Source organism: Neobacillus sp. NPDC097160, from assembly GCF_044762155.1.
Lineage (GTDB): Bacteria > Bacillota > Bacilli > Bacillales > Cytobacillaceae > Neobacillus.
Window position 1 is genome coordinate 99,338 of record NZ_JBIWDU010000013.1, and the last position, 19,877, is coordinate 119,214.

Below are 19,877 nucleotides of genomic sequence, written 5' to 3' on the forward strand. Positions count from 1 at the left end.
TACTAGTCATCCCCTACAATTTCTTAAATGATATATCCTGCAGTACATGCTGCTTAATTTCCTCTATTAATTCTATGACGTTAATGTTTTCTGATTCCTGTCCCTTTAAATAGATTTTTGTTAGAATATCTAAAAACTTCTGCTGTGTTAGTGTTCCTGAAATCGTCACTTTTCTAACCTCACTTAGATGGAGCTAACTTTTTATTAAAAAATCCCCACTAGTAGATAAGTGAGGACTTTCTATATTCGTTATATTGTCTTTATATCCATTTGGATTTTTCGCCTGCCATTCCCATGAATCCCTACACATTTCTTCAATGCCCTTTTCGGCACCCCAACCAAGTTCTTGTTTTGCTTTTATTGGATCAGCATAACATACAGCAACATCACCAGGCCGACGCTGTGCAATCGTGTACGGTATCTTTATTCCACATGTATTTTCAAAGGCATCAACCATTTCAAGGACGCTATAACCCTTACCGGTTCCAAGATTGTATGTATTGACACCTGTTGTTGATACACTTTTTTCGAGGGCCTTTAAATGTCCTAACGCTAAATCTACTACATGAATATAATCCCTAACTCCAGTCCCATCTTTTGTAGGGTAATCTCCTCCGAAAATGGTCAATTCCTTTAATTCCCCAACTGCTACCCTCGTTATAAAAGGAACTAAATTATTGGGAATACCTTTCGGATCTTCACCAATTCTTCCGCTGTTATGTGCGCCTATCGGATTAAAATATCTTAATATGGAGATGCTCCATTCGTTATCTGCAATAAAGAGATCACCAAGTATTTCTTCAATCATTAGCTTTGTACGTCCATAAGGGTTGGTTACTCTAAGTGGAAAATCTTCAGAAATTGGAACTGACTTAGGAAAACCATATACTGTTGCAGACGAACTAAATACCAGTCTTTTAACATTATATTTTTGCATTGTTTCAAGAAGATTAAGTGTACCAGTTATATTATTTTGATAATATTGGAGGGGTATGGCAACTGATTCCCCCACAGCTTTAAGTCCTGCAAAGTGGATGACTGCATGGATGTTATTTTCATTAAAAACTTTTTCAAGCCCATCCCTTTCCAGGATACTACTGTTATAAACCTTAATACGCTGGCCTGTAATTTCACTTACACGTCTTAATGATTCTGGATTACTATTCGAAAAATTGTCGATAACAATTACTTCATACCCGGAGTTTAATAGCTCAACAATTGTGTGGCTACCAATATATCCAGCCCCTCCTGTCACTAAAATCCCCATATGTTCCCCCTTCCTTGGATAATTATTATCCTTCAATTAAACTGTAAAGCTTCATTAACTGTTCTTTGTGTCTGTCTGAAGTAGTTTGTAAATTATTTGTTAATAACTCCCTTAATTCAGGTGACTGGATTAATCGCTTGATTCCTTCGGCAATTCCCGCTGCACTCAGATTAACTACTATTCCCGTCTCTTCATTTTGAATTTGATCATTAAAAGAAGGGATATCGGTAACAACAATTGGCTTTCTCAGCGCGATTGCTTCCTCAACAGCCACACAATGTGCCTCCGTTTTTGAAGGTTGAACGTATATGTCACATTTCCCCATAATGGGATAAGGATTTTCCTTCTCTCCAAGCAAAATAAAATTCTTTTCAATCCCTAATTCTGTTGTTTTTGTCCTCAGTTCCTCGTACAAGTGTCCATTTCCAACTAGATACCAGCTTATTTCAAATCCTTGTTCAACTAGAGATTTACATGCATCCAATGCAAAAAAGACTCCTTTTTCATCAACGAGTCTTGCAACGGTAACAATCTTTATTTCATCAGTTTGCTCAATTCCCTCCATTACCGATAAATCCTTCGATAGGGAGAGAACGGTATCGGACGATACTCTGTTATGGATCACATGCACTTTATCTACAAACTCCGGGAAGTACGATTCAAGTGATTTCTTAGCGGATTCTGCAACGGTTACGATAGAATCACATTCAGAAAAGGTTTTCCTTTCAAGCTTTGGACAAGTCCATCCTGCTTTTTGGCTGTAGGCATAGTCCATATGATTGTAGACGATTTTTCGGTCTGCACTTACTTTTTCAATGACATAGTAATTACAAAAAAAATCAATATAACTTATTGCTACATCATAATGTTTTGTTTGATTCCTGAGGACGTTCCGGTAAACGCCCCATCTAACACCAGTTCCAACACCCGAAGATAACTTTGAAAGACTAGCAGCTAGTACTTTACATATTAATAAACCATACTTGCCATTTTTTAAAAGTTCTGGTGTTGCTTGTATTAACGGAGTCGAAAAGGTTTCAAATAATGGCGGTAAAATATTTACTTCAGGTGGTATCAATTTGAATAGGACCCCGCTATGATCAAAAAGAAGCAAATCCACATCATACTGATCATAATCAAGTTCGGATAGAAGAGTTAATAGGCTTTTCTCAATCCCTCCTGTTTGAAGATATTGGGTGACAAATAGTAATTGTTTTTTCATTACTATTAACTCCTTATTGGAAGATCAACTGATTTAATATTAATATTTTTATTTTCATTTAAATATAGAGATAACCATTTTGGAACATTGTCTTGAATACTGAAGCCATTTTTTATAATTGTTTTATTAATAATTTCGTAATCAGGATTCTTTATTAAGAATGCATTTTTTAATTCTTGTGCCCAAAAAGCTATATCTTCTTCTAAACTGATAAATGATAGCAAATCGAGTCCCATATCTGTTGTTTTTGGTATTGCATCTGATACTACACAAGGTGTCCCCGCACATTGGGCCTCTAAGGTCACAATCCCGAATCCTTCGAATAAAGAAGGAAATATAAAAACATCGAATGCTTTCATTAGCCTTGGAATATCAGCCCGAACCCCTAAAAACCTTATACTCTTTATTAATCCTAGTTTTTCGGCCTCTTTTTCGATTTGTCCCTTTAATGGTCCGTCTCCAACAAAAAGAGCTATGAAGGATGGATCAGTTTCAATGACCTTCTTAAACACCTTTAAGATGAAATAGTGGTTCTTAGATTCCGAAAACCGTCCGACATGGCCAAGTATTTTCGCCTCTTTTGGTAAGCTAAACTCTTGAATCACGCTGTCCCTGCAATTTTTTTCATTTATAAATTGAGAAATATCAATTCCATTTTTCAAGATATCTACTTTCCCTTGATCGACCATCTTTCTACCAAATAAAAATTCAGCCGCATCAATGCTGCAACTACAATAATTTGTAGCTGTCATCTTTATTAATGTTTGCAGAAACTTCAGTGTAAGCCTTGCCTTGTAACTATTACCTTGTGGCCAATTATTACTATGTGAATGGCAAATTCTCTGTTTAATGCCACAGATCTTTGCTGCTAATGCGGGAAAACCACCTTGATAATCAGTATGTGAATGAATGGCTAGATACTTATTTGCGGACATTATTTTAGTTAATTCTTTTAAATACCTAATAGGTCCAAGTTCCCCGAGGCTAGGAATTTGAAATACTTTTCCGCCTAGTGAGATAATCTCATCATCAAAGTCCCCTTTTTTTGTTGAGTGTGTAATAAAATCAAACTGGACTTTTTCCCTATCCATTTTCCGATAAATATTCATGAGGAGAGTTTCAGCCCCTCCGCGGTCCATTGAGCTAACAATTTGTAAAACTCTTTTCGTGCATTCCTTATCCACCATTTAACCACCCCCTTTATTGAAAGAAAGGATCAAAAAAATCACTTCTATAAACGATATTCAAAGTTATGACACTATCATAGTAATGATAAGCTACATAAAATATTAGTATCGCAAAATAAATTAGTTTTTGATCTTTTTCCTTAAACAACTTAACAATCCAGGATATTAAGATAAATTGGTACAAGCTAAAATAAAGTGCAAACCTTGCAAAGATCCAATTTTGAGTAGAAATAATCATAAAGATAAACCCAAGCAGGGCCATATTTACAATATAGTCGCTATTCGGCATTATTCTTCTAAGTTTTTCGCGACCGAGGAAAGCTATAAAAAGCGGAGTGCCCTCGACCGCAACTCTAATTACATTTGCTCCACCTTCAGTAAAATCTTTATATCCCCCATATTGAGTATCCTTGATTGCCGCAAATAAAACTTCAGTAAATTGATTAAAGCCTACGACAATAATTATTGCCAAAAGGAAAAGCGTAAATGTTGCTTTTGTCCAAGCTTTTCTTCTAACTATAAAATAGATTGGAATTAGCATAAGTGTTGTTGCATGTATGGTAGAAGCGACCAGAACAACGAGCATGTATTTCTTCAAACTACCTTCAAATAGATACTTTGCTGCAGCAAAAACGATAGCTGCTGCTAAGCATTGCCGAATACCATTCATTGATATAATAAAAAAGCCACTTGTTATAAAAACATAAATACTTAATTCAAACTGCCTTGAATATTTGTATAATACAAGAATAATAAGTAAATTAGTTATGAATGCCGTTGTAAAAATCAAAATTTGGGGGTTATCCGAAAAATTTTTTAAAAACATCTGGAGTATCCCAAACCCAATATCCTTTTGAGATGTAACATATTCCCAAGTCATATTATTAGTTTCATAGATATGTTTATAGAAAAAAGTATCACCTATATTTGCTCTAAGTCCCGAAACTAAAACAAGTGATAATAAGACCCCAAAAATTAATATTTTGTTAGGTTTAATTAATATCATCGTGTTTTGAGCAATTGTAGCAGTCGCAAAATACCTTGCCAAAAATGCAAAAGTAAAAACGATGGCAAGATTCATCCAAAGAATAGTCATCCCTTATTTTCCTTTCAGTACATCCTTTTCAGCTTCTTTTGTATGAAATAAACCATAAACAAGGACCACTAAAGTTAGGATTTAGTTAACTTAAGCAGCCCTTGTTTTTGTTGAATATATAAAAATAATAAAAAGCCGAATGGAATTGCTAAAAATGTAAGGACTTTTTTTGGTGCCTCTCCTAAAAATTGTTTATTTTTTAGTAAGCAGCTACTGGATACATAATGTATCGCCTGTCGGAATTTAAATGTAGTACTGGCAAATGGCAGTTGCATTAACTCTTTTCGATAGAATGCAAAACCTCTTGGATTTTTGCGGTACTGATTAAACATATTTAGGGATGAGCCATCTGCAAGATACTCAACAATGCAAAGTACTTCATTCATCAGCAACATTTCATACTTTTTATCGAGCATATAATATTTATATGCCAGCCCTACATACTTTTCATTCTGAAAAATCGGGTATGGGTATTCCCTTGTTAAATCCGTTCGGTAGACCAACTTCTTATCACCCATTACACCATGTTTATGATACAAATTAAATAATGTCGAGGTTTTGAGTTTACTAGGTAATTGGGTACCGATTATTTTGTTATCATTATTTGAGTCAAGGCCAATCATTCCGCTGACTTTGTTGCTGCCATATTCTTTCCAAAAAGTGACAATCTTTTCTACTGCATGATCTGGCATATAGTCATCAGAATCGATGCACACATTTAATTCCGTATCAATGAGTTCATAGGCTGTATTATGTGCCCCATGCATTCCCAGATTTTCTTGCCAATGATATCGAATAGTAATCTTATTTTCCTTAATCCAGCTTTCTACTAATTCCTTTGTCTGATCTGTTGAGCCATCATCAATGATTAACCACACAAAATCAGTGCTAGTCTGGCGAAGAAGGCTTTGATAACAGTTATTCAGACAATAGGCTCGATTATATGTCGGAGTAAAAATAGTTAACATCTTCATCTGCATCACCCTGATATCGTTAAGTAAAAATCTTCAATATAATCAGCAGTGTTTTTGATATCGTATCCTTGCAAAGTTATTGAATTTGTCAAATTTCCTCTTTTCCCTCTTTTAGTTGCTATTCCTTTTAATTTTTGCACCCATTGATTTGTTGCAGTTAAGGGAATAAATTCAACTAAATGATCTCCAAGATCTACTTCTTTAGAAATAGTATCAGATATTAGACAAGGTAAACCTGATCCCTGCGCCTCAATAAGTGAAACAGGTAACCCTTCATGGATAGACGGAAACACAAATACATCAAACGCTTGAAGCATTCGATGGATATCACTGCGTATTCCAATAAACCTGACTTTATCTAGAAGATTCAATTCCATCACTTGTTTCTCAATATTCATACGTAATGGCCCGTCACCAGCTAGAATCAGTACGGAGTCCTTTTTTATCTTGTTAAATTTTTCAAATACAGTAATCAAGAACTCATGGTTTTTTTGATGTGCAAATCTTCCTACATGTCCAAGTACAAATATATTTTTGTCAAGTTGTAATTCTTCTCTCACTTCTTTTCTAGTTTGTGGAGAAAACGCAAACTTTTCACATTCTATCCCATTTTTTAAAATCTCACTAGAAGTTGCCCCTTCCTTAAATAGCCATTCAGCCGCACTACTTGAACAGGCAAACATAGTTGTTGAATTTGAGGAAATAAAATTTCCTGCATACCATTTATAGATTTTTGCTGCCAATCCTCCTTCACTGCTCGTATTATGACTATGTGAAATTCGAAATGGGACTCCAGCTCTTTTAGCAGAGCGAAGAACTAAACCACTCATCTTATCCAGATGGGAGTGAACAATCTTATATTGACTATTACTCTTAAAAAATTGATTTAGTTCTTTAACATATTTGAAATGTCCCACATCCGAAATGTAAGGGATCCTATGGATCTTTCCACCCATATTCAGGATTTCTGAATCAAATACCCCCTCCTTACATGTTAAAAAGTCAAATTGAACCTTTGATCTGTCGATATTCCGATATAAGTTCATAATTAAAGTTTCGGCACCGCCACGGTTCATATTAACTACAACATGTAATATTCTTAATGGACTGCCCACAATATTTCCTCCATCTCATCCATATAATATCTATAGATATTGCTTTTTTCTTCAAGAACCCTATTGACGCTATACCTTGCTAGTATATCGTTACGCCCCTGTAACCCAAGCTCCGATTTTAAATCATCATTTCTTGCAAGAATTTTCATTGCATTTGAAAACTTGATTGGGTCATTTTCGACAAGCCAGCCATTTTTATTATTTTTAATCAGTTCTCTGTGACCACGATTATCAATTGCTATAACTGGTAAACCACAGGCCATAGCTTCCATGACATTAACAGGAAGTCCTTCTCGCAGACTTGAAGCGACTGCAATATCACTCATTTTTAATAATATTTCAATATCATTGCGGTACCCAAGGAAGTCAGCCATATCCTGAACACCTAGCCTAATGGCAATGTCCTGACATTTCCGTATTAGAGGTCCATCTCCGGCAAATACTAGCCTTGCGTTCGGTATTTCCTCTTTTATTAGAGCTAATGATTCAAGCAGTACTTTTTGATTTTTATTTTTATTAAATTCGGCAGCATAAAACATCAAGAAATCATTTCGGTTATACCCAAGCATTTTTCGATAATTATTTCTTAGCTTTTCTTCAACTGGCTTAAAAATCTCCGTATTTACCCCAACGCCATGCACATGTTTAATCAATTCCGGCTTAAATCTATGCTCTTTTACAAGAGTAAAGTCCTCCTCGTTTATAGTAATGAGACAATCTGTGAACCGAGAAAGAAGTCTTTCAATCGGATAATAAAGCAGCCAGTTCGTTAAAGGAGCTCCTTTACAAAAGTGAAATCCGTGTGCCGTATAAAGCACCTTCGTTCCATGTTTTCTTGCCTTTCTTGCAGCCAAACGTGTAATTACCCCACCCACTGGTGTATGGCAATGGATAATTTTAAACTGATTTTGTTCAATAATATCTTTTAACTCTTTGTAAGCTCCCAGATTCATTTTGTTAAATGGGGACCTTTGAATGGGGATATTATATTTTTTATCCACATATGGAAGATCCATGGTTCCGGATGCAGCTACATGAACCTCCCATCCCTGTTCTTTAAACCATTTCAAGTATGGTAAATGAAAGGCTTTAAAATGAATATCAACCGTTGCACAAAACAATACCCTTCTATTCATATTAATCATCCACCCATTATCCTTTTCTATGAATCTTCGTTAAACTGAAACTGATATTCTAGGCTCTGGCGCCACTTTGTTATTGGCAATATCTAAGAGTTTTTCACGTATTTCTTCTTTAGAAAGATTGGAATAAGTTGAGAGTATCTCTTCTATTTCTTGCAAATATAGATCAGATGTTTTTCCGACATAAATCTTTGGATATATTTGCTCTTCGTGTACTTCATCATCTTTTAATAACTCCTCAAACAGCTTTTCCCCTGGCCTCATTCCTGTGTATTCGATTCCGATTTCGTCAATTGAATTACCTGAAAGTTTTATCAAGTTCTTTGCCAAATCAACTATTTTCACTGGTTCCCCCATATCCAAGACGAATATCTCTCCTCCCTTGGCAAGCGAACCCGCCTGAAGAACTAACCTTGATGCTTCTGGAATCGTCATAAAATAACGAACCATTTCCGGATGTGTAACCGTGACTGGCCCCCCTTTTTCAATCTGTCTTTTAAATAACGGGATTACACTGCCCCTACTTCCTAAAACATTCCCAAAGCGGACAGCGACAAATTTTGTATCACTTTCACCGTCCATATACTGAATAATCATTTCAGCTAGCCTTTTTGTTGCACCCATAACACTCGTTGGATTTACGGCTTTATCCGTGGAGATCATGACGAAAGTCTTAACACCATTCCAACTTGCTGCTTTAGCCGCATTCATTGTTCCGATTAAGTTATTTTTGACTGCTTCTTCTGGGTTAGCTTCCATTAGTGGAACATGTTTATGTGCTGCAGCGTGATAGACGGTATCTGGCTGATAGGTACTCATAACGAGTAGCATTTTCTTTTCGTCCTGCAAATCCGCAATCACAGGAATAAATTTAATTTTTGTATTCTTGTAGGTTTCTTTTAACTCCATCTCAATGGAGTAGATACTATTTTCCCCATGCCCTAATAAGATAAGCTGTTGGGGATTGAAATTTGAAATTTGACGGCAAATTTCAGATCCAATGGAACCGCCCGCTCCAGTAACTAATACCACTTTATTTGTAATATTCTCGGAAATACTATCGATATCTAATTCTACAGGCTCGCGGCCAAGCAAATCCTCAACTTGGACATCACGAAATTGATTAACTGATATTTTTCCTGTCATTAAGTCTTCTATTAATGGAAGAATTTGTGTTTTCGCATTAGTCTTAGCACATTCCTGAAAAATGGTGTTTAATTCCTTCTTACTAAGCGATGGAATTGCAATTACAATGTTTTCAATTTCAAATCCATTAACAGTGCTTTCGATATCCTTAATTCCACCAATGACTGGAATCCCTAAAATATCTAGCTTCTGTTTTTTTTCATCGTCATCAATAAATCCAAACGGTAATAGATCAGCCTCATTATTTTTATTCAACTGTCTTACAACCATCGTTCCTGCTGATCCCGCACCGATAATGAGAGTCCTTTTTTTGTTACCTGATTTAATCAGATAAGAGTCTCGAAACATTCGCCAGCCAAAACGGGCGCCACCAATAAAAGACATATTAAGGAGCCAGGTTACAATCAATAATCGAAATTGCGTTTCTTGAATAACCAGTTGCTGAACAATTGCTGCAACTAGTATTGAAAAAGTTACCGCCTTTAAAATACTTATTAATTCTCCAACACTGGCATACTCCCAGGCCTTTTTATACAGATGGAATAAAAATGAGAAAAAATGATAACTAAGTAATATGACAATAGAACTTAAGATGATTGGAAAAGTAATAACATTAAATGTTGCATTTACCAAAAATCGGCTAAAAAATATTGCAGTCAAAACAATGCATGAATCAATAAAAAGTAATAAAGAAAGTCTTTGCCGGTAAGTCATTCTTCCCCTTCCTTTCTCTTTCCTTAAAAAATTTTAATTATGTACTTTTGGAAAAAAAGCATATAATTAAAATTTTTTAAAAATGGGCATCAAACCCGTCCTCACATCACACTACCGACGACTTGCGTCTAAGGTCCTAGACCCACAGCATGACCGAGTGCCTCCATCGATAAAGGAGAGGAGACATCACCAAATAATTACTATCCTATTCTTTTAAAACACAATTAATTCTTTATAAAGAACAATAATATTAAAATTTTTTCTGCTAACAATCATTAATAACGACACCAATTAGTGTGGCTTTCGCAAATTCTAATACCTTTTTCGCTTCAATCGCTTTATCAATCATGGTTTTCCCCTTCTGAATAACTAACACTACCCCGTCACATTGATTTGCTAAAAGCTTTGTATCCGTTAACTCCAAGACGGAGTGTGAATCAATTAATACTAAATCATAAGATTTTAAAGAAGCAGCTAAGGTCTCATGCAACAATGGAGAGGATAGTAATTCACCAGGGTTCATTGGGATAGGACCACTCGTTAGGACGTCAAGCCTGCCAACTTCCGTATTATGAATAGCATCATAAAAGCTTGTTCTGCCAATAAGAATATCTGTTAAACCAACTGAGTTTTGAATTTTAAAGATAGAGTGCAGCTCAGGATTACGTAAATTGGCATCAATTATTAGGACTTTTTCTTTTTGCTGGGACATGGAAATAGCTAAATTAGCAGCAGTGGTTGATTTTCCTTCCCCTTTACTAGGAGAAGTGATTAAGAAGGTTCTACTTCTTTTATCAATCATTGCAAATTTAATATTTGCTTGAATCATGCGGTATTGTTCAGAAATAATAGACTCTGGATGGGTATAAGCAACTAATGGCCTTTTTTTTGTCACTGCACTGTCTTTTACTTTACTTATAGCCAATCGTCTCACCCCTTCCTTCTAATCCAATCTGCTTAAAGTTTTTCTTTTTCAAATTCCTTTTATGCATTTTCGGAACTCTTCCCAAAACAGGAAGTCCTAGCATTTCTTCCACTTCACGTTCAGACCTTAAAGAATCATCCAAGGAATCTAACAAAAACACTAAACCAATTCCGATGACTAATCCGGCAATAAAGCCGATTATGATCAACTTATTTTGACTTTGATTTATTGGCCATGGATTTACCTTGGCATCAGATAATATGCGAACATTATCAAAATTCATAATTGTTTTAATTTCCTGTTTAAAAACCCTCGCAGTTTTATTAGCAATATCCGCCGCCCTATTCGGATCTGTATCCGTGACACTAATACTTACAACTTGTGAATTATCAACACTTGAAACAGTAATTTGCCCAGCTAACCCTTCAGCTGACTGAGCTAATCCTAGTTCCTTGACTACTTTATCTAAAATGGTTGAATCTTTAATAATTACCTGCATGGTATTTCTATCTTCCGGATTTGCTCCGATAATAATCCTTGAAGAGGATTGGTATATTGGTGTGTTATTTGAATGACTGTAATAAGTACCTAATCCTGTTGTGATTATGGTTATGACAATAATTAACCAAAGTCTTCTTTTTATTACGAGAAAAAGTTCTTTTAAATCTATGTCCTTGGCTTTTCTTTTCGGCAAATTGTTCATTACATCGATACGATTCATAAAAGCCTCCCAATTATATGCAGTAAATACTACTGTTGATACAACGAATAACGTTTCAAATAAAGAACATTTTCATGCTAAAAAGACTATGGGTCTACTTAAATTAGCGGTCAACTTTCCATTATTTATTAAATACTGCTTTATATCCATAATATTAGTTCTTTATAAAGAACATGTCAATATAACTAGATAAATTTTCTAAAAATAATCTGAATATTAACAATTGCGATGTCGCCACATTTTAAACATATCCGAAAGTTAGAAAAACAAGTTGACACTTCCGCCAAACTGTAGTAAATTTTATAAATAATCTAAATATTAATTTCTTATCAAGAGAGGTTGAGGGAATGGCCCTGCGACGCCTCAGCAACCATCAATGGTTTCACCCATTGAAAAGGTGCTAAGTCCTGCAAATTAGCTGCTAATTTGCAAGATAAGAAGAATGACACTTTGGTCGTGCTTACAAAAGTCTTCTTCTTATAGAAGACTTTTTTTATTTATCTAAAGGCTTTAGCACCTTGTAGCGCTAAAGTAAAACAGAAAACCAATATTTATAGTTTACTAATAAGGAGAGTGCATCATGTACAAAATTGATACGAAACTTGCCCAAATTGGAAATCGCAGTGACACTGCAACAGGAACGGTGAATCCGCCTGTCTATTTTTCAACGGCTTACAGGCACAATGGAATTGGGCAATCAACTGGGTTTGACTATTCACGGACAGGGAATCCAACGCGCCAGCTCCTTGAAAAAACCATTGCTGATTTGGAATGCGGTGACCAGGGATTTGCTTGCAGCTCAGGGATGGCGGCCATTTTTACGATCCTCTCCTTATTCCAGTCGGGTGATGAATGGTTAGTAAGTGAAGATTTATATGGCGGCACTTACCGCTTATTAGAACAAGGCTATAAAAAATGGGGCTTGAAGTGTCAATATGTTAATACGTGTTGTCCGGATGAGGTGGAAAGCAAGATTACACCGCAAACGAAGGCGATCTTTCTCGAGACTCCAACCAATCCCCTTATGCAGGAATCTGATATTGCCGCTATTTCCGCCATTGCCAAGAAACACGGCATATTGCTAATTGTTGACAATACCTTCTATACTCCACTATTACAGCAGCCAATCGCTCTTGGTGCCGACATTGTCATCCATAGCGCGACAAAATACTTAGGCGGTCATAATGACGTTTTAGCTGGGCTGATTGTCGCGAAGGGAAAAGAACTGTGTGAAGCCGTGGCCTTTCATCATAACGGGGCCGGCGGTGTCCTAAGTGCCTTTGACTCTTGGCTGTTAATGCGCGGCATGAAAACCTTGTCGCTTCGCATGAAACAACATGAGAAAAATGCGCAGGAAATCGTGGAATACCTCTCCCGACATGATGCTGTGACGGATGTGCTTTACCCGGGCCGCGGCGGAATGGTTTCTTTCCGGCTAAAAGAAGAATCATGGATTAATCCATTTTTACAAGGCTTACAGCTGATTACGTTTGCGGAAAGTCTGGGTGGAACGGAAAGCTTTATTACGTACCCGGCGACACAGACGCATGCCGATATTCCAGAAGAAATCAGGATTCAATCAGGCGTGGACAATCGCTTATTGCGTTTTTCCGTTGGGATTGAAGATGCACAGGATATAATTTTTGACCTTGAGGGTGCTTTTACCCATCTCAATGAAGGAGTGATTGCATAATGGCACATGAAGAATTTAGCTTTGAAACCAGGCTCCTTCATAATAAGCATAAAGTTGATCCAACAACTGGAGCGGTTAGTGTGCCGATTCAGCATGCATCCACCTTCCACCAGTCTGATTTCGATCAATTTGGGAAGTACGATTATGGCCGCAGTTTAAATCCGACAAGGGAAGCACTTGAAGACGTAATTGCTGAGCTCGAAGGCGGGTTAAAAGGATTTGCCTTTTCATCAGGTATGGCCGCGATTTCAACGGCATTTCTCCTCCTTTCTGCCGGTGATCATATTGTCATTACCGAGGATGTATACGGCGGTACGTTCCGGATGGTGACAGAGGTTCTTTCACGGCTTAGCATTGACCATACGTTTGTCGATATGACCAATATTGATGAAGTGAAACAAGCGATTCAGCATAATACAAAAGCCTTTTATGTGGAAACACCTTCGAATCCATTGATGAAGGTAACCGACATTAAGGCAATCAGCCTTATTGCAAAGGAAACGGGCGCATTAACCTTTGTCGATAACACGTTCCTGACTCCTTCTTATCAAAAACCATTGGAATTAGGGGCAGATGTTGTCCTCCATAGTGCGACAAAATTTTTATCAGGTCACAGTGATGTCGTTGCCGGACTTGCTGTTGTCAATGACGAAGACTTAGCGAAAAGATTAGGCTTTTTGCAAAATGGGTTTGGTGCCATCTTAGGTGTTCAAGATGCATGGCTTGTATTAAGAGGCATTAAGACGCTGCACGTTCGTCTGGAACAATCACAAAAATCAGCTATGAAACTAGCGGAATATTTAGATGCTCATCCGCTTGTTGAAAAAGTTCATTATCCAGGGCTTGAAAGCCATCCGCAATATCAAATCCAGAAAGACCAAGCTGGTGGCCCGGGAGCTGTCTTATCCTTCGAATTGGCGAATGAAGATGCACTAAGAACCTTTCTTGCGAATGTAAAAATCCCTGTATTCGCTGTCAGCCTTGGCGCGGTTGAGTCAATTCTTTCTTATCCGGCAAAGATGTCGCATGCGGCAATGCCACAAGCGGAGCGAGAAAAACGCGGCATTACCAATAGCCTTGTCCGCTTATCTGTTGGACTCGAAAATTCCGATGATTTGATCAAGGATTTTTCACAGGCCTTCCGCCATGTAGAACAAAAACAATTGGTGTTACAACAAGGAGATTCATAATGAGCTTTTTAGAAAAATTAAACAATCAAATCTTAATTGCAGATGGAGCCATAGGTACTCTCCTCTATTCATACGGAACGGATTGCTGTTTTGAGGAACTGAATCTGTCGCAGGCTGAACAAATTCAATCCATCCATAAAGCCTATATTGATGCCGGTGCCGACGTTATTCAAACAAATACCTATGCAGGGAATTATTTAAAGCTGCAGCGGTATGGACTAGAAGACTCGGTGAAGGAAATTAACAGTGCTGCTGTAAAGAATGCAAAACAAGCCGCACAAAATAATGCCTATGTGCTTGGGACGATGGGCGGCAATCGCGGTGTTAAACCTAACTCCATTTCAATCGAGGAGTTAAAGCGCAGCTTCCGCGAACAATTATATTGTTTATTACTCGAAGGCGTCGATGGCTTGTTATTGGAAACCTTTTACGACTTTGAAGAGCTTGAAACCATTCTCACGATAGCCCGAAAAGAAACGAAGCTGCCGATTATCGCCCAAGTTTCCCTCCAGGAGCCGGGAATTTTGCAAAATCAAATGCCAGTTAACGAGGCATTAACGAGGCTTGAAGGCCTTGGGGCAGATGTCATTGGTCTCAATTGCCGGCTCGGGCCGCATCATATGCTGCTCACACTTGAACAGATTGAACTTCCGAAGCATGCCTTTCTCTCCGCATATCCAAATGCCAGTCTTCCTGCCTATACGGACGGGAAATTTCACTATGAGGGCGATGCCGATTATTTTCGCCAGTCAGCACGTGCATTTCGAAATGAAGGGGTCCGCCTTCTCGGCGGCTGCTGCGGCACAACACCAGCGCACATTAGCGCCTTTGCATCAGAATTAAAGAATAGTGTCCCAATTACTGAAAAAATAGTAAAATTGAAACCAAAGAAGATTGTGGTTGAACCTTCTGCTGCTAAAAGGGATTATGCCCCACTTCAGGATATCGTGAAAGAAAGACCGTCTGTGATTGTAGAATTAGATCCGCCGCGGAAGCTGGATACAACGAAGTTTTTCGAAGGGGCTAAAGCGTTAAAAGAGGCTGGAATTGATTCGATCACACTTGCAGACAATTCGCTTGCGACCGTACGGATTTCAAATGAATCCCTCGGATACTTGGTGAAACAGGAATTGGGGGTTAGGCCGCTCATTCATATTTCCTGCCGCGACCGTAATATTATCGGCTTACAGTCCCATTTAATGGGATTGCACACACTTGGCTTGAATGATGTCCTTGCGATTACCGGTGATCCGGCAAGGGTCGGCGATTTTCCTGGTGCATCTTCCGTTTACGATGTGTCCTCATTTGAATTGATTCAAATGATTAGGCAGTTAAATGAAGGTCTTTCTTTTTCCGGAAAAGATTTGGGGCAAAAAACAGCCTTTAGCATTGCCGCTGCCTTTAACCCCAATGTCCGCTCGGTTGAAAAAGCGGTCAAACGGCTTGAGAAGAAAATCCATTATGGTGCCGATTACTTTATCTCCCAGCCTGTTTTTTCAGAGGAAAAATTGCTGGAAGTCTATGAACATACGAAACATTTAGATGCACCGATTTATATCGGCCTAATGCCGCTGATCAGCAGTAAAAATGCCGAGTTCCTTCATAATGAGGTACCAGGTATAAAAATCTCCGATTCGATTCGGGAGCGAATGGCGGGTTTGAATGATAACCCGCTTCAGGCTGCAAGAGAAGGAATTGAAATTACGAAGTCACTCATTGATGCAGCATTGGATTTATTTAACGGGATTTATTTAATTACACCATTTTTACGCTATGAGCTAACAACTGAACTGGCACTTTATGCTAGGAAGCGCGCTAGTGAACTGAGGGGGAACAGCTATGCCGAAAACACCATTTATTGATCAATTGAAAAAACGCATCCTTGTCATGGACGGTGCAATGGGAACGATGCTGCAGCGGGCAGAGCTTACGCCTGAAGATTTCGGCGGGGAACAATTTGATGGATGCAACGAAAACCTGAATTTAACCGCTCCTGCTGTAATTGCAAACATTCACCGGGAATACCTAGAAGCCGGTGCCGATATTATTGAGACGAATACGTTTGGGGCAACAAGCATTGTCCTTGATGAATATGAGTTAGGATTTAAAGCCTATGAGATTAATAAAATTGCTGCGATGATTGCGGTCAGGGAAGCGATGAAGGTGTCTAACGATGTTTGGCCCCGCTATGTCGCAGGATCAATGGGCCCGACAACGAAAACATTAAGTGTCACTGGCGGAACTACCTTTGACGCCCTTTCCGCTTCTTACGAAGAACAGGCGATTGGTTTGATTGACGGCGGTGTTGATTTGCTCCTGCTAGAAACGAGCCAAGACATGCTAAATGTGAAAGCGGGCTTTGTTGGGATTCAAAAGGCTTTTGAAAAAACAGGCAAAACGCTGCCGCTGTTCATTTCGGGAACAATCGAGCCGATGGGGACAACACTCGCGGGGCAGACGATCGAATCGTTTTATATTTCTATCGAGCATATGAATCCTGTGGCAGTTGGCTTGAACTGTGCAACAGGTCCGGAGTTCATGCAGGATCATGTCCGTTCGCTCGCGGGCCTCGCCTCCACTGCGGTTAGCTGCTATCCAAATGCGGGGCTGCCTGATGAAGAAGGACATTATCACGAAACACCGGAAACGCTTGCGAAAAAGCTTTCTGACTTTGCCGCACATGGCTGGCTGAACATTGTCGGCGGCTGCTGTGGTACGACACCTGAACATATTAAGGCAATTGCTGAAGCGATGAAAGATTTTCAGCCAAGGGAAGTCCGGCAATCCACTGCTCATATGGTTTCCGGTATTGAACCATTCATCTACGATGATCCAACTTTAAGACCAATCATGGTTGGAGAACGTACAAATGTGATCGGTTCACGGAAATTCAAACGGTTAATAACAGAGGGGAAATTTGAAGAGGCAGCAGAGGTTGCCCGGGCACAGGTCAAAGGCGGAGCACATGTAATTGATCTTTGCCTAGCAGATCCAGACCGGGAAGAGCTTGTGGATATGGAAAATTTCATTAAAGAAGTCGTCAAGAAAATTAAGGTACCACTTGTCATTGATTCAACAGATGAAAAAGTCATTGAAAGAGCACTGAAATATTCTCAAGGAAAAGCAATCATCAATTCAATAAATCTCGAAGATGGCGAGGAACGGTTTGAAGCGGTTGTACCTTTAATTCACCGCTACGGGGCAGCAGTTGTCGTTGGCACCATTGATGAAGTAGGGATGGGCGTTACCGCCGAGCGAAAACTGGAGATTGCCAAACGTTCTCGTGACCTGTTAGTAAATAAATATAAGCTTAAACCACAGGATTTGATTTTTGACCCATTAGTTTTTCCAGTCGGTACTGGTGATGAACAATATATCGGTTCCGCGAAAGCCACCGTCGAAGGAATCAGGCTCATTAAGGAACAGCTTCCGGGGGTACAAACGATCCTTGGGATTAGTAATGTATCTTTCGGACTGCCGCCAGTTGGACGGGAAATTTTGAATTCCGTGTTTCTTTATCATTGTACACAGGCCGGACTTGATTATGCGATTGTCAATACCGAGAAATTGGAGCGGTTTGCCTCAATTTCTAAGGAAGAAGTTCAATTAGCGGAAGCCCTGTTGTTTGAAACAACGGATGAAACGCTCGCGACCTTTACTGAATTTTATCGCGGCAAAAAGAAAGAGCCGAAAGTAACCGTTCCAAATATGAGCTTAGAAGAACGGCTTGCCTACTATGTCGTGGAGGGTACAAAAGAAGGCTTGCTGCCTGATTTAGACCTTGCGCTTGCGTCCTACCCTGCCCCGCTAGATATTATTAACGGACCGCTTATGGATGGTATGAAAGAGGTCGGCCGTCTATTCAATGACAATCAATTAATTGTCGCAGAAGTTCTTCAAAGTGCGGAAGTAATGAAAGCAGCTGTGTCTCATTTAGAGCCGCATATGGAAAAAGGCGATTTGTCTGCATCAAAGGGAAAAGTGATTTTAGCAACGGTAAAGGGCGACGTTCATGACATCGGAAAAAACCTAGTGGATATCATTCTTAGCAATAATGGCTATGATGTACATGATTTAGGAATTAAGGTTACCCCCACCGAGCTGGTGCAAGCAATTCGTGAGGAAAAACCTGATTTTGTCGGTCTTTCCGGTCTGCTGGTGAAATCGGCCCAGCAAATGGTTTTAACCGCACAGGATATGAAGGAAGCGGGAATCTCCTTGCCAATTTTAGTCGGCGGCGCTGCCCTTTCCCGAAAATTTACTGATACGAAAATTTCGAGGGAATATGATGGGCTTGTCCTTTATGCGAAGGATGCGATGACAGGACTATCACTTGCTAATCAACTGCAGTCACCTGAGGAACATCAAAAGCTGCTCGATGACCGAGAGGAAAGGCTTGCAGCTTTAGAAATCCCAAGGGAATTGCCAATCCGGCCAAGCGGGTCAGTGGCAGTGAAAGTGAAGCCTGCCATTTCCACTGAGGTGCCTGTCTTTACACCATTGGATACGAAAAGGCATATTTTGAGGTCCTATTCCCTTTCACATATTGAGCCGTATATCAATATGCAAATGCTTCTTGGGCACCATCTTGGCGTAAAAGGAAAAATTGCAAAATTACTCGCTGAACGGGACGAAAAGGCGGTAAAAATAAAAGAGGTTGTTGATCAATTGTTAGCGGATGCCACTGCGAATAATTGGATTACACCTGCGGCAGCTTATCAGTTTTTCCCGGCACAATCGGACGGAAACAAGGTTCATATCTATGACCCGGAAAATCCGGATGTCATTATTGAGACTTTTGATTTTCCACGGCAGGAATCCGCACCACATCTGTGTTTAGCAGATTTTTTAAAGTCGGTTGATAGCGGTGTGAAAGATTATGTTGGTTTCTTTACTGTAACCGCTGGAAGAGGCATTCGCGAAAAAGCCGACCAGTTGAAGGCTGAAGGTCGCTTTCTCGAATGTCACGCCCTCCAGTCTCTGGCATTAGAGACGGCTGAAGGCTTCGCGGAGTTGATTCACCGGCAAATGCGTGACCGCTGGGGCTTCCCGGATCCGCTTGATTTTTCGATGCAGGATCGTTTCGCCGCTCATTATCAAGGACAACGCTTTTCATTTGGTTACCCGGCATGTCCTGAATTAGAAGATCAGAAAAAGCTGTTCAAGCTCATTGGGCCTGAGGAAATTGGGATCCAGTTAACAGAGGGCTGTATGATGGAGCCGGAAGCATCCGTATCGGCGATTGTGTTTGCACATCCGGAAGCTAGGTATTTTAATGTGTTGAGATAAGTATTGATTATTCCGCGGAATTGGATTGTGAGATTCCGCGGACTTTTTTTGTTTGGGTATGGTTTTGGTGGGAATTAGTTTAGAGTTAAATGGATTTCCGCGGGTTTTGGTGATTATTCCGCGGACTTTTCCGTTTTTTCCGCGGGTTTTCCGATTTATTCCGCGAACTTTCCTATTTATTCCGCGGAAAGTCATG

General features: G+C 39.2%; 15 protein-coding genes and 1 riboswitch. Of the genes, 4 read left to right on the plus strand and 11 right to left on the minus strand.

Going from position 1 to position 19,877, the window contains the following annotated elements; genetic code table 11:
* Nucleotides 1-13: 13 nt before the first annotated feature.
* The 11 genes from ACIQXV_RS18730 to ACIQXV_RS18780 all read right to left on the minus strand — a co-directional run bounded on the left by ACIQXV_RS18730 (nucleotide 14) and on the right by ACIQXV_RS18780 (nucleotide 11,509).
* Nucleotides 14-169 carry a YwzD family small protein gene (locus ACIQXV_RS18730; protein ID WP_402960960.1) on the minus strand — a complete coding sequence of 52 codons (156 nt, stop codon included), beginning with the start codon at nucleotides 167-169 and terminating at the stop codon, nucleotides 14-16.
* Nucleotides 170-193: 24 nt separating this feature from the next.
* Complete coding sequence (gene galE, locus ACIQXV_RS18735) at nucleotides 194-1,267, minus strand: UDP-glucose 4-epimerase GalE (protein WP_402960962.1); 1,074 nt, start codon at nucleotides 1,265-1,267, stop codon at nucleotides 194-196.
* Nucleotides 1,268-1,292: 25 nt separating this feature from the next.
* Nucleotides 1,293-2,489: a glycosyltransferase gene (locus ACIQXV_RS18740; RefSeq protein ID WP_402960964.1), complete on the minus strand. Its 1,197-nt coding sequence runs from the start codon at nucleotides 2,487-2,489 to the stop codon at nucleotides 1,293-1,295.
* A gap of 5 nt (nucleotides 2,490-2,494) precedes the next feature.
* Nucleotides 2,495-3,676: a glycosyltransferase family 1 protein gene (locus ACIQXV_RS18745; RefSeq protein WP_402960966.1), complete on the minus strand. Its 1,182-nt coding sequence runs from the start codon at nucleotides 3,674-3,676 to the stop codon at nucleotides 2,495-2,497.
* Nucleotides 3,677-3,689: 13 nt separating this feature from the next.
* Complete coding sequence (locus ACIQXV_RS18750; protein WP_402960968.1) at nucleotides 3,690-4,772, minus strand: EpsG family protein; 1,083 nt, start codon at nucleotides 4,770-4,772, stop codon at nucleotides 3,690-3,692.
* Nucleotides 4,773-4,846: 74 nt separating this feature from the next.
* A complete protein-coding gene (locus ACIQXV_RS18755) occupies nucleotides 4,847-5,746 on the minus strand; it encodes a glycosyltransferase family 2 protein (RefSeq protein WP_402960970.1) in 900 nt (299 codons plus the stop codon).
* A gap of 5 nt (nucleotides 5,747-5,751) precedes the next feature.
* The gene (locus ACIQXV_RS18760; RefSeq protein ID WP_402960973.1) at nucleotides 5,752-6,861 is read right to left on the minus strand and encodes a glycosyltransferase family 1 protein; all 1,110 of its coding nucleotides are present in this window, start codon (nucleotides 6,859-6,861) and stop codon (nucleotides 5,752-5,754) included.
* Complete coding sequence (locus tag ACIQXV_RS18765; RefSeq protein ID WP_402960975.1) at nucleotides 6,846-7,997, minus strand: glycosyltransferase family 4 protein; 1,152 nt, start codon at nucleotides 7,995-7,997, stop codon at nucleotides 6,846-6,848. The genes ACIQXV_RS18760 and ACIQXV_RS18765 overlap by 16 nt, the downstream gene beginning before the upstream one ends.
* 39 nt (nucleotides 7,998-8,036) lie before the next feature.
* Nucleotides 8,037-9,863, minus strand: a complete 1,827-nt coding sequence (locus ACIQXV_RS18770) for a polysaccharide biosynthesis protein (RefSeq protein WP_402960977.1) — start codon at nucleotides 9,861-9,863, stop codon at nucleotides 8,037-8,039.
* Nucleotides 9,864-10,128: 265 nt separating this feature from the next.
* Nucleotides 10,129-10,788: a CpsD/CapB family tyrosine-protein kinase gene (locus tag ACIQXV_RS18775; RefSeq protein ID WP_402960979.1), complete on the minus strand. Its 660-nt coding sequence runs from the start codon at nucleotides 10,786-10,788 to the stop codon at nucleotides 10,129-10,131.
* Entirely contained in the window at nucleotides 10,775-11,509 is a 735-nt protein-coding gene (locus ACIQXV_RS18780; protein WP_402960981.1) for a YveK family protein, read from the minus strand. Before ACIQXV_RS18780 ends, ACIQXV_RS18775 begins: the two co-directional genes overlap by 14 nt.
* Before the next feature lie 323 nt (nucleotides 11,510-11,832).
* Nucleotides 11,833-11,949: riboswitch (SAM riboswitch) on the plus strand.
* 140 nt (nucleotides 11,950-12,089) lie between these two features.
* Here ACIQXV_RS18780 and ACIQXV_RS18785 point away from each other — a divergent pair.
* Genes ACIQXV_RS18785 through metH form a run of 4 tightly spaced genes read left to right on the plus strand, consistent with a single transcriptional unit; the run spans nucleotide 12,090 to nucleotide 19,681 of the window.
* Entirely contained in the window at nucleotides 12,090-13,202 is a 1,113-nt protein-coding gene (locus ACIQXV_RS18785) for a methionine biosynthesis PLP-dependent protein (RefSeq protein WP_402960983.1), read from the plus strand.
* The gene (gene metC / locus ACIQXV_RS18790; protein WP_402960985.1) at nucleotides 13,202-14,392 is read left to right on the plus strand and encodes a cystathionine beta-lyase; all 1,191 of its coding nucleotides are present in this window, start codon (nucleotides 13,202-13,204) and stop codon (nucleotides 14,390-14,392) included. Before ACIQXV_RS18785 ends, metC begins: the two co-directional genes overlap by 1 nt.
* Complete coding sequence (locus ACIQXV_RS18795) at nucleotides 14,392-16,254, plus strand: bifunctional homocysteine S-methyltransferase/methylenetetrahydrofolate reductase (protein ID WP_402960987.1); 1,863 nt, start codon at nucleotides 14,392-14,394, stop codon at nucleotides 16,252-16,254. The genes metC and ACIQXV_RS18795 overlap by 1 nt, the downstream gene beginning before the upstream one ends.
* Nucleotides 16,232-19,681, plus strand: a complete 3,450-nt coding sequence (metH, locus tag ACIQXV_RS18800; protein ID WP_402960989.1) for a methionine synthase — start codon at nucleotides 16,232-16,234, stop codon at nucleotides 19,679-19,681. Before ACIQXV_RS18795 ends, metH begins: the two co-directional genes overlap by 23 nt.
* Nucleotides 19,682-19,877: the final 196 nt, after the last annotated feature.